The 10,549-nt window shown below is 65.9% G+C and carries 11 protein-coding genes and 1 pseudogene; 9 read left to right on the top strand and 3 right to left on the bottom strand.

Annotated features, from left to right (window positions below; translation table 11 throughout):
* Window positions 1-76: 76 nt before the first annotated feature.
* The 5 genes and pseudogenes from VLF18_RS20955 to VLF18_RS20935 form a co-directional block, all read left to right on the top strand.
* Window positions 77-322: pseudogene (locus VLF18_RS20955) on the top strand (LysR substrate-binding domain-containing protein); the annotation flags it as partial.
* Between the two features lie 121 nt (window positions 323-443).
* A complete protein-coding gene (locus tag VLF18_RS20950) occupies window positions 444-1,394 on the top strand; it encodes a methyltransferase (protein WP_325281576.1) in 951 nt (316 codons plus the stop codon).
* Window positions 1,395-1,435: 41 nt separating this feature from the next.
* Complete coding sequence (locus tag VLF18_RS20945) at window positions 1,436-2,005, top strand: pseudouridine synthase (protein WP_325281575.1); 570 nt, start codon at window positions 1,436-1,438, stop codon at window positions 2,003-2,005.
* Window positions 2,006-2,041: 36 nt separating this feature from the next.
* Window positions 2,042-2,788, top strand: a complete 747-nt coding sequence (locus tag VLF18_RS20940) for a class I SAM-dependent methyltransferase (protein WP_325281574.1) — start codon at window positions 2,042-2,044, stop codon at window positions 2,786-2,788.
* Window positions 2,789-2,883: 95 nt separating this feature from the next.
* Window positions 2,884-3,411, top strand: coding sequence for an SRPBCC domain-containing protein (locus tag VLF18_RS20935; RefSeq protein WP_325281573.1), 528 nt, complete (start codon window positions 2,884-2,886; stop codon window positions 3,409-3,411).
* 185 nt (window positions 3,412-3,596) lie between these two features.
* Here the strand turns inward: VLF18_RS20935 and VLF18_RS20930 are convergent, their stop codons facing one another.
* From VLF18_RS20930 to VLF18_RS20920, 3 genes are all read right to left on the bottom strand, one after another.
* Window positions 3,597-4,682: a peptidoglycan -binding protein gene (locus VLF18_RS20930; protein ID WP_325281572.1), complete on the bottom strand. Its 1,086-nt coding sequence runs from the start codon at window positions 4,680-4,682 to the stop codon at window positions 3,597-3,599.
* 10 nt (window positions 4,683-4,692) lie between these two features.
* Window positions 4,693-5,766 (bottom strand): flagellar motor protein MotA, encoded by a 1,074-nt coding sequence (locus VLF18_RS20925; RefSeq protein ID WP_325281571.1) that lies wholly within the window; start codon window positions 5,764-5,766, stop codon window positions 4,693-4,695.
* An 82-nt stretch (window positions 5,767-5,848) separates the two neighbouring features.
* Window positions 5,849-6,658 carry a TatD family hydrolase gene (locus tag VLF18_RS20920; protein ID WP_325281570.1) on the bottom strand — a complete coding sequence of 270 codons (810 nt, stop codon included), beginning with the start codon at window positions 6,656-6,658 and terminating at the stop codon, window positions 5,849-5,851.
* Window positions 6,659-6,871: 213 nt separating this feature from the next.
* On the opposite strand from VLF18_RS20920, the gene VLF18_RS20915 reads away from it, so the two are divergent.
* The 4 genes from VLF18_RS20915 to VLF18_RS20905 form a co-directional block, all read left to right on the top strand.
* The gene (locus VLF18_RS20915; RefSeq protein ID WP_325281569.1) at window positions 6,872-8,053 is read left to right on the top strand and encodes a hypothetical protein; all 1,182 of its coding nucleotides are present in this window, start codon (window positions 6,872-6,874) and stop codon (window positions 8,051-8,053) included.
* A 64-nt stretch (window positions 8,054-8,117) separates the two neighbouring features.
* On the top strand, window positions 8,118-8,858 hold the full coding sequence (locus VLF18_RS20910; RefSeq protein WP_325281568.1) for a ribonuclease domain-containing protein: 741 nt from the start codon (window positions 8,118-8,120) through the stop codon (window positions 8,856-8,858).
* The gene (locus tag VLF18_RS23200) at window positions 8,816-9,094 is read left to right on the top strand and encodes a barstar family protein (RefSeq protein WP_414717252.1); all 279 of its coding nucleotides are present in this window, start codon (window positions 8,816-8,818) and stop codon (window positions 9,092-9,094) included. Before VLF18_RS20910 ends, VLF18_RS23200 begins: the two co-directional genes overlap by 43 nt.
* Before the next feature lie 555 nt (window positions 9,095-9,649).
* A partial coding sequence (locus VLF18_RS20905; RefSeq protein WP_325281567.1) for a helicase-related protein occupies window positions 9,650-10,549 on the top strand: 900 nt, incomplete at its 3' end.

Raw genomic sequence — 10,549 nt, 5'->3', positions numbered from 1 at the left:
GTCAGCACGACGAGCCGGCCGACGTCGATGTGCGGCTTGACCATGGTCAGCCGGCCGAGCGCACCGCGCGGCGCTCGAAGGACTCGGCGTCGCGCTCGGCCGGCTGACCATGGTCAAGCCGCACATCGACGTCGGCCGGCTCGTCGTGCTGACGCCCGAGCGGCTGCGCGCGGAGTGGTCGCACTATCTCGTCTATCCGCCGCGCTCGGCGACGCATGCCGGCGTCGCCGCGTTCCGCAGCTGGGTGCTCGAGGAGGCCGCGCAGCACATCGAGGCGACTGCGGCGGCCATCGCGCCGAAGCGCCGCGCCCGTGCGCGCTGACGTTGCCGTTTCGGCGCATTTGCCGCACGGTACAGCCCGTCGGCGGTTCCGGCCTTCACGCGCTGCGTGCTAGCCTGCGGCCTCTTTCCGTGCCGCACTTTCCCTCGAATCAGGAGCCGTCATGCAGAAGCTCGCCCTGCCGTTCGCCCTTGCCGTGGTTCTCGCCGCCTGCGGCGGCAGTCAGGAACCGGCCAAGCCCGCCGCCGCGCCCGAAGCCGCCAAGCCCGCTACTCCGGCCACCGTGCCGGCTCCGCCGCCGGCCACCGCGGCGACCGACTGGGATCAGCTGCTCAATCAGACGCTCGCCGGCTCCTGGCGCTCGGACGACAACAAGGCGCGCGACGCTTTCCGTCATCCGCGCGAAACGCTCGCGTTCTTCGGCCTGAAGCAGGATTCCGTGGTCGTCGAACTCACGCCGGGCGGCGGCTGGTACACCGAAATTCTCGCGCCGCTGGTCAAGGAAAAAGGCAAGCTCGTCGTCGCGATCGTCGACGCGTCGACGGCCGAAAAGGAAGGCACGCGCAACTATCTCGGCAAGAGCAACACGAAGTTCAAGGAAAAGCTCGCTGCCGACACCGAGCGCTACAGCGGCGTCGAAGTGCGCGAGTTCCCGATGAGCGCGCCGAACTTCGGCCCGCCGGCCACCGCCGACCTCGTCGTGACTTTCCGCAACGTCCACAACTTCATGATGTGGAAGAACGATCAGGCCGTGTTCAAGGCCGCGTTCGACGTGCTCAAGCCCGGCGGCGTGCTCGGCGTGACCGACCATCGCGCGGCCGCAGGCGCGGACCTCGAGAAGATCAAGGAATCGGGCTACATCCCCGAAGACTACGTCATCAAGCTCGCGACCGACGCCGGCTTCCAGCTCGCCGAGAAGAGCGAGATCAACGCGAATCCGAAGGACACGAAGGATTACGAGAAGGGCGTCTGGACGCTGCCGCCGTCGTTCGCGCTCGGCGACACGGACAAGGCCAAGTACGCCGCGATCGGCGAATCGGACCGCATGACGCTGAAGTTCGTCAAGCCTGCCGCGGCGACCGCCGCGCCGGCGCCGCAGCCGGCCAAGCAGTAAGTCGTTCCGGCGCGCGGACCCGTTCCGCGCGCCGCCGCTGCATGCTGCTCGCGTTCAACAAGCCCTACGGCGTGCTGTGCCAGTTCACCGACAACAGCACGCCGCCGCGGCCGACCCTGGCCGCGTACATCCGCGAGCCGGGCGTCTACGCCGCCGGCCGCCTCGATGCCGATTCCGAAGGCCTGCTGCTGCTGACCGACGACGGCGGTCTTGCGCACACGCTGACCGACCCGCGCCACAAGGAACCGAAAACCTACTGGGTGCAGGTCGAAGGCGTCGTCACCGACGATGCGCTGCGCCGGCTGCGTGACGGCGTGATGCTCAACGACGGCCCGACCCTGCCGGCCGAAGCCGAACCGATCGAACCACCCGGCCTGTGGCCGCGCGATCCGCCGATCCGCTTCCGCAAGAACGTGCCGGACAGCTGGCTCTCGCTGACCTTGCGCGAAGGCCGCAACCGTCAGGTGCGGCGCATGACGGCGGCGGTCGGTCTGCCGACCTTGCGCCTCGTGCGCGTGCGCATCGGCGGCCATGCGCTCGACGGATTGGCACCGGGCGAATCGCGCGTCATCATGTCGGGCGGCGCGCGCGGCGGTGCGCCGCGGCGTTGACTGAAGGCCGCGAGCGGCCGACGACGGAGGTTCGCGATGTCGTTCAAGGATCACTTTTCCACACAGTCGGCGATCTACCGCGCCGCGCGGCCGCGCTACGCGCCCGCGCTGTTCGCGTGGCTCGCCGCGCAGGCGCCCGGGCACGCGCTGGCCTGGGACGCCGGCTGCGGAACCGGTCAGGCAAGCCTCGGCCTCGCCGCGCACTTCGAACACGTGATCGCGACCGATCCGAGTGTCGCGCAGATCGAACAGGCCGAGCCCGCGCCGAACATCGACTATCGCGTCGAGCGCGCCGAGCAATCGACGCTGGCCGACGCGAGTGCCGATGTCGTGACCGTCGCGCAGGCGCTGCACTGGTTCGACCTTGATGCGTTCCACGCCGAAGTGCGGCGCGTGCTGCGGCCCGGCGGCATCGTCGCCGAGTGGACGTATGCCGACTGCCACGTGACGCCGGCCGTCGACGTCGTGAAAGACGCGCTCTATGTCGACCGGCTCGACAGCTACTGGCCTGCGGAGCGCCGTCTCGTCGAAACCGGTTACGCGAGCCTCGCATTTCCATTCGCGCGCATCAGCGCACCGCCGTTCGAACTCGTCGCGCAGTGGGATCTCGCGGCGTTCCTCGCCTACCTGCGCTCATGGTCCGCGACGCAGCGCTACATCAAGGCCAACGGCAATGATCCGGTCGACGAACTCGCCGCGGACTTCGCGCGCGCCTGGGGCGACGCGAGCGAGATCCGCGCGGTGCGGTGGGATCTGGCGATGCGCGTGGGGAAAAACGAGTGAATAGTGAAGAGAAGTGAGAAACGAGCGGCGGCGTGCTGCTTTTACTCATTTCTCACTCCTCTTCACTCTCCACTTTTTCCGCGAAGGAGTCCGCCATGGTCAACCGCACGCTCGTCGCCGCTGCGCTGCTGTCGTCCGCGACCCTCGCTCCGGCGGCGGTCAAGCAGTCCTCGCCCGAAGGTTTCGTCGTCGAGCACCGGCTCATGCTGAATTCGACGCCGGAGCAGGCCTGGGCGACGCTCGCGCAGCCGGCGCGCTGGTGGCCCAAGGAGCACACGTGGTCCGGCGATCCGGCCAATCTCAGCCTCGAGCTCAAGCTCGGCGGCTGCTTCTGCGAACGCTGGAAGGACGGCGGCGCCGAGCACGGCCGCGTCGTCATGATCCGGCGCAACGAACTCGTGCGGCTCAATGCGGCGCTCGGTCCCATGCAGGAAATGGCGATCAGCGGCGTGCTCACCATCGCGATCGCGGCGAAGGATGAGGGTACCGAAGCGATCGTCACCTATCGCGTCAGCGGCACGCCGGCGCACGCGTTCGAAAAGATGGCACCGGTCGTCGACCAGGTCGTCGGCCTGCAGTTCGGCGGCTGGGCCGCATACGAAGGCGAGCCGAAGAAACCGTAGGCCGGCGGTGAGCCGCAGGCGAACAGCATCCCGATCGTCGCTTCCGCCGTTCGCCGGGCGAAGGAAAAGCCTGCCGCGCTACTGAAAACCGTGCGACCGAGCGTTCCTCCGGCATGGGTTCTTCGCGGCAGAATCTCCTCGATGTCGGGGTTCGCCCGCGGCTCACTCCAACCTACGCGATCTGCTCATCGATTCGTGAGTTGAATCTCGATGCGCCGGTTGCGCGCGAATGCGTCCGGCGTCTGCGCGGCGTCGAGCGGCTGGAACTGGCCGAAGCCGTTCGCCGACAGGCGATGCGCGGGAATGCCCTGCACGACGAGGTATTTCACGATGGACACGGCGCGCGCCGAGGACAGCTCCCAGTTCGACGGAAAGCGATCGGTGTGGATCGGTCGTGCGTCGGTGTGGCCGTCGATGCGCAGTACCCAGTCGAGGTTCGACGGAATTTCCGCGGCGACGAGCTTCACCGTCTCGGCGAGCTTGTCCATCGACGCCTGCGCCGTGGGTCCGAGTTCGGCCGAAGCCGTGTCGAACAGGATGTCGGTCGGCACGACGAAGCGGTCGCCGACGACGCGGATGTCGGCGCGATCGCCGAGCGCGGCGCGCAGGCGGCCGAAGAACTCCGAGCGATAGCGTTCGAGTTCGCTGACGCGGTTGGCGAGCGCGAGATTCAGCTCCTTGCCGAGTTCGGCGATCTTCACGTCCTTCGCCTTGACGTCCTTGTTCGCGGCATCGAGCGCCGCCTGGATCTGCGCGAGCTGCGCATTCAGCGCGGCCATCTGCCGGTTCAGCAGTTCGACCTGGGCGAGCTGCTGCGCGGACAGCTCCTTGCCTTTGACGACCTCGGTCTGGCTCAGGCCCAGTTCGTTTGCGAGCCGCGCGACTTCGCTTTCGAGCTGGCTCTTGAGCTGCGCGAGTGCGGCGATGTCGGTCGTCAGGCGCGCCGCTTCGGCCTGGGCCGCCATGAGTTCCGTGCGCGCCTGATCGCGCTCGCCCGTCGTGGTCCCGAGCGACGCCGACAATTCCTTGACCTGCGCATCGAGCCGGTTCCGCGCGCCTTCGGCCAGCGACAGCGTCCGGGCGAGTTCCGCGACGCGCGCGTTGAGGTCGTCCAACGCGCGGTTCTTGCCGGCCAGCGAATCGGACAGCACGAACTGCCCGATCGCAAACAGCATCAGCACGAACACGAGCACCATGATCAGCGAGGTGAGCGCGTCGACGAAACCGGGCCAGATGTCGAGACCGCGGCGGCGGGCGGCGATGCTGCGCATCGTCGGCGGCTCAGCGGCGATCCGCGCCGGCGTGGCGCGGGTGATCGATCGCCGCGGCGATCGTGCGCGACAGCAGGCGGAATTCGCTGCGCAGTTCGTCCGACAGCGCCTGGCCGCTGCCCTGCTGGCTCGCGAGCGATTTCAACGCGACGCGCAGTTCCTCCTGCACTTCGGTCGCCGCGTGACGCTCGCGCGCATCGCGGCCGAGGAATTCGGTCAGGCGCGCGAGCTGCGTCGTCAGCTCGCCCAGCTGTTCGTTCGCATTGCGGCGCTCGCGTTCGTTGTCGACGATCGCGCGCTGCATGCGTTCGAGGCCGTCGGCGGTCTGTTCGAGCAGCGCCTGCACATACGCCGGTACCGACGTATCGGTTTCGACGCCGAGGCCGCCGCCGGAGGAGAGTTTCGTCACGGTCGACAGCCACTCTTCCATTTCGTTGTAGAAGCGGTTCTGCGCGTGGCCGGCCTGCAGATCGAGAAAGCCGAGCACGAGCGAACTCGCGAGACCGAACAGCGACGTCGAAAAGCTCGTCGACATGCCGGCCAGCGGCTCGCGCAGATTGTCCTTGAGCGAGGCGAACATCGCGGCGGCGTCGGTACCGAGGCCGAGCGAGCCGATGATGTCGGAGACCGCGCGGATCGTGCCGAGCAGTCCCCAGAACGTGCCGAGCAGGCCGAGGAAGATCGCGAGCCCGATCAGATAGCGCGACAGGTCGCGCGCTTCCTCGAGCCGCAGATACACGCCGTCGAGCACCGTGCGCATGGAACTCGGACTCAGCGCGAGCTTGCCGCGCTCGCGACCGGCGAGCATGCGCGCCATCGGCGCGAGGAGTCGCGGCTGGCCCGCGACCGGGCGTTCGGGGTTGGCGCGCCGGTAGTGCTCGATCCAGTCGATGTCGCGATTCAGCGCGAGCACCTGGCGCAGGTTCACGGCGATGCCGGCCGCGAGCACGAGCAGGATGATGCCGTTGAAGAAGGGATTGGCCATGAACGCCTGCGCGAGGCGCGGGGCGATCAGGCCGGCAAGAACGGCGATCGCGGCCAGGAAGCCGGCAATCCAGATCAGGCTGCGGGTCGGTCGGGTCATGGGAGTTCTCGGCAGTGCCGCCGTAAGATGCCAGAGCAGTCTGACCGGTTGCGTGCGCACCGGTTCCCCGGTTTGCTGGCCTTCAGCAACCGGTGTGCAGTCCGGCTCTGAGACTGAAGAACGCCCGCGCCGTCGCCGTCGTGCCCTGCGCCGTCGCTTCGAGCGTCTCGCCGCGATCGCGCGCGACCTCGGCGCAGATATGCGCGAGATACATCGGCTCGTTGCGGCGGTGGCTCGGCATCGGCGAGACGTTGCGCGGCAGCAGGTAGGGGCTGTCGGTCTCGATCATGAGCCGGTTCAGCGGAATGTTGCCGACGATCTCGCGCAGGTGCGTGCCGCGGCGCTCGTCGCAGATCCAGCCGGTGATGCCGACGTGGCAGTCGAGGTCGAGGTAGTCGAACAGCTCCGCGCGCGTGCCCGTGAAGCAGTGCACGACGACCGCGGCGAGCTTGTCGCGGACCGGTTTCAGAATGGCCATGAAGTCGTCGTGCGCATCGCGCTGATGCAGGAACAGCGGCTTGCCGCAGTCCAGCGCGATCTGCAGCTGCTGCTCGAACGCGAACTGCTGGGTCGGACGCGGCGACAGGTCGCGGTAGTAGTCCAGCCCGGTCTCTCCGACCGCGCGAACCTCCGGCGCTGCGACGAGTTCGCGCAGTAGCGCGTCGCAGTCGCCGTCGTATTCGCCCGCATGATGCGGATGCACGCCGGCCGTCGCGTAAAGCAGCCCCGGATGCGCCCGCGCCAGCGTCAGCGCCTGCGGACTGCCCTCGCGGCTGGCCCCGGTCACGACGAGCTGGCTTACGCCGTTGTCACGGGCCCGTTCGAGAACCGCGCCGAGGTCGTGCTGGAACGAGGAATGGGTCAGGTTGGCGCCGATGTCGACGAGTTGCATGGATGAACTACCGGAAGTGGATCGGGCATTATCGCAGGATGGGGTCGTCATGCAGTCGAGCGACGGCGGACAGAACAGGTCCGTCGACGCAGTAAAAGTTCACTGGCAATTCATCCGCTGCAAAACACTCTCAGGGACGTTTGCGGCTCGCACTTTTTCTAGGGAGAAATTGTTATGCGTTCATTAAAAGCTTGGGGCGCAGCGGCGCTGCTGATGGTCCTGGCGCCTTACGCGGGCGCTGCCGAACTCGACGCGACTTCGCAGCAGCGCAACAGCGTCGTCACCCAGGAACAGAGGGCGGTTTCCGAACTCGCTGCGCAGCAGGGCCGCGTCGCGACCGAAGTGCCGTCGCGCGGTCAGGCCAAGTCCGACGCATCGGCCAAATCCGCAGTCCCCATCGCAAACGGCCGTCGCGCCTATGCACCGAGCTGCCTCGCCTACCGCGCACCGGAAGGCTTGCCGCTGACGACGAGCGGTCCGGTCTATCCGACCAGCGCGCCGCTGCGCATGCGCCTCGCGGCGATCGAGCAGGGCAATTCGAACTACGTGTCGGAACTCGTCGACATCGACATCTGGCGCGTGCCGTGCAGCAGCAGCGGTCAGTTCTATGAAGCCGTCACGCTGATGCGCATCAAGCGCGATCCGTCCAACGAAGGCCGCGTCACGCGGTATCCGCTGTTCCCCGGCATTCGCGTGAGCCAGTCGCCGTTCGCCAACGACCTGTTCGTTCGCGTCGCCGAAGAGCCGAATACGTTCCGCGAACACGTCATGGCCGATACGCCGGTCATCGACAGCACGACCTACGTGCTGGAGAACTTCTCCTACGTATCGCCCGACACGGCGCTGTTCGATTTCAACAATGCGTTCTCGATCCGCTTCGACAACTTCTTTACCGACGGCTCGACGCGCTACGGCACGATCTCGGTGCCGACGTATACGGCCTCCGCCACCGACTACCCGACGCGCGGCGGTCCGCTGCCCATCAACGGTTACCTGACCGGCAACTGGTTCGACGAGACGCATTCGGGTGAAGGCATGCTCGTGCAGGTATTCGACCTGCCGGGCAACACGACGCAAGTGCTGTTTACGTTCGCGTGGTTCACCTTCGGTCCGGACGGCCGTCCGTTCTGGCTGTTCGGCGCCACCCAGGTCAACCACGACCAGCGCGGCCCGATCTCGGTGCCGACGATCTTCCAGACCGGCGGCGGGTTCGCCGGTAATTTCGGACCGAGCGCGCAACAGAACACCTGGGGCACCGTCACGTTCCGCTTCCCGCACTGCTACCAGATGGTGTTCGACTACGCGAGCACGACGACGGCAGCCAACGTGCCGCTCGGCAGCGGTACGAGAACGTGGACTCGGCCGGTCAATACGAATGCATTGACCTGCGAGTAAGCGTCACCGGCACACGAAAAGCCGCCCCTTGTGGGCGGCTTTTTCGTGTGCGTGATTCGTGGCGATGACTCGGAACGCCAAAAGTGTTCGTCCGGCGCGATCGGCCGCCTCATGCGGAGGTCTCGTCCTTGCGGACGCGGTCCAGCCGAAGATGCCGCAGTCGTGCGTCCGGTCATGCGGCCTTGTGCGTCGCCCCCACGCCGACAGGCGAATCGACTCCTCTGACTACCCGTTCTGGGTTCGAGAGCGGGGCTGGGTCTTGGTCGGAAATCTAGAGCCGGGGATGGAGCTGGATGCGCTTGACGGTTCGAGGGCTCATGTCGAATCGGTAAAACCCACTAATCGCTTGCAAGCCACTTACAACTTTACTGTGGCCGATTTCCACACATACTTCGCGGGCGAACAGAAGGCGTTGGTGCACAATTGCACTCAGTGTGGTCAGATCGCGACATCGTTCATCGATGTGGCTGCACATATTCGGCAGTACGCAAGTTTGCCGTCGAACTACATAACGAAGGCCCAGGCGAAGGCGCTGGGCTGGGAAAACAAGCTCGGCAACCTGGCTACCGTTGCTCCTGGAAAAAGTATTGGAGGAGACATCTTTCAGAACAAGGAGCAACTGCTTCCGGGATCGAACGGAAGAATCTGGTACGAGGCGGATATAAACTACACCTCCGGATTCAGAGGGACTGACCGCATCCTTTACTCGAACGATGGCTTGATATACCGCACGAGCGATAACTACAAAAGTTGGAGCAACAAATGTCTGAGCACGTCATCGATTTTTCTAATGCACACAGCATAGAGGATGCTCACGACGTTCTCGCTGCTTCACTCGACCTCCCGCCCTACTACGGACGCAACCTGGATGCGCTGTGGGACTGTCTTACGGAGCTTCGCGGTCCTGTCCACATCCGTGTACGAGGGAGGCGCGCTCTGCTTGCGGCGGATCATTCGAGAGGAACAGCGCTGTGTTCGTTGTTCGACGAAATAACGAGCGCCGGCGGGGGCGTGACCGTTGAATGGGTCGATCCGAACTGACAGGCGTGCAGGGCCTGACGAATTGGCGACAAATATGGGCTACTACAATGCCCAATGACTTGAACGCGTGTCGTGTTTGTGGTTACAGAGACAACGGGGTTCCGCCCTGGGGCGCCGACGGCACGATCGCGTCATTCACAATCTGCGAGTGCTGTGGCGTCGAGCATGGTTATGAGGACTGCTTGCCCGACGGCGTGCGGGAATACCGCAAGGAGTGGATACGCGCTGGATGTCATTGGTTCGCTAAGTCACGAAAGCCCGACAAATGGAGCCTTGACGAGCAGCTGTTGAACGTTCCCGATACCTACAAGTAGCGTGAGCTATGGGGCGAGTGGTCTGCGCTGAAGCAGATGACCAGCAGAAATGCTAGGAAATTGGTTGCGTCGGATGCCGCTAGGAACGAGGCCTGTAGCTACGCTGCAGGCCTCAAGAAAAGACACAGTCTTGACCTCGAAGAGTCAATCGCTTTTGATCTCCAGCAGGTGGCTAATATTTCTTGCCACTCGTGTTTTCGGCTATTGCGGGCTACAGCGACAAATGCGCTAGGCTTTGCAGGTGAGCCCCCCGCCCCCCGCCGACTTCCCGATCCACGAAATCCTCCCCCAGCTGCTGGCCACGTTGTCGGCCGGCAGCCGTGCCGTGCTCGAAGCGCCGCCCGGCGCGGGCAAGACCACGCAGGTGCCGCTGGCGTTGCTCGATGCGCCGTGGCTCGAAGGCCGCAAGATCCTGCTGCTCGAACCGCGTCGCATCGCGGCGCGCGCGGCGGCGGAATTCATGGCGCGGCAGCGCGGCGAGGAGGTCGGTGCGACGGTCGGTTATCGGATCCGCTTCGAGGCGAAGGTGTCGGCGGCGACGCGCATCGAGGTCGTGACCGAAGGAATTCTGACGCGGTTGCTGCAGACCGATCCGGAGCTGCCGGGCGTCGGCGCGATCCTGTTCGACGAGTTCCACGAGCGGCATCTGCACGGCGATCTCGGTGCGGCGCTGGCGCTCGATGTGCAGAACACCTTGCGGCCGGATCTGCGGCTGCTGGTGATGTCGGCGACGCTCGACGGCGAGCGCATCGCGCGATGGCTCGATGCGCCGCAGCTCACGAGTGCGGGGCGCAGTTATCCGGTCGAGGTCGGCTATCCGCCGGCGCGTGCCAGCGAGGACTGGCTGCCGCAGCTGCGACGCGTGGCCGAACAGGCGTTGGCCGAGACCGACGGCGACCTGCTCGTGTTCCTGCCGGGCAAGCGTGAAATCGAACGTGCGCGCGCGCTGTTGTCGGGTATGAGCGGCGATGCGACGAACCTGCAGGTGCTCGCACTGCATGGCGAGCTGTCGCTGCAGGAACAACGCGCGGCGCTCTCGCCGGCGGCGGCCGGCATGCGGCGCATCGTGCTGGCGACGAACGTGGCCGAGTCGAGCGTTACTTTGCCGGGGATTCGCGCGGTCATCGACACGGGACAGGCG

Source organism: Tahibacter sp., assembly GCF_035481375.1.
Lineage (GTDB): Bacteria > Pseudomonadota > Gammaproteobacteria > Xanthomonadales > Rhodanobacteraceae > Tahibacter.
The sequence above is the reverse complement of the archived record's forward strand: the minus strand, read 5'-3'. Positions and strand labels throughout refer to the sequence as shown.

Coding starts and splice junctions, on each gene's coding strand:
- VLF18_RS20925 (WP_325281571.1), bottom strand. CDS start 5,766: ATGACCCGACCGACCCGCAGCCTGATCTGGATTGCCGGCTTCCTGGCC.
- VLF18_RS20910 (WP_325281568.1), top strand. CDS start 8,118: ATGACTCGGAACGCCAAAAGTGTTCGTCCGGCGCGATCGGCCGCCTCA.
- VLF18_RS23200 (WP_414717252.1), top strand. CDS start 8,816: ATGTCTGAGCACGTCATCGATTTTTCTAATGCACACAGCATAGAGGAT.
- VLF18_RS20915 (WP_325281569.1), top strand. CDS start 6,872: ATGGTCCTGGCGCCTTACGCGGGCGCTGCCGAACTCGACGCGACTTCG.
- VLF18_RS20950 (WP_325281576.1), top strand. CDS start 444: ATGCAGAAGCTCGCCCTGCCGTTCGCCCTTGCCGTGGTTCTCGCCGCC.
- VLF18_RS20920 (WP_325281570.1), bottom strand. CDS start 6,658: ATGCAACTCGTCGACATCGGCGCCAACCTGACCCATTCCTCGTTCCAG.
- VLF18_RS20945 (WP_325281575.1), top strand. CDS start 1,436: ATGCTGCTCGCGTTCAACAAGCCCTACGGCGTGCTGTGCCAGTTCACC.
- VLF18_RS20940 (WP_325281574.1), top strand. CDS start 2,042: ATGTCGTTCAAGGATCACTTTTCCACACAGTCGGCGATCTACCGCGCC.
- VLF18_RS20935 (WP_325281573.1), top strand. CDS start 2,884: ATGGTCAACCGCACGCTCGTCGCCGCTGCGCTGCTGTCGTCCGCGACC.
- VLF18_RS20930 (WP_325281572.1), bottom strand. CDS start 4,682: ATGCGCAGCATCGCCGCCCGCCGCCGCGGTCTCGACATCTGGCCCGGT.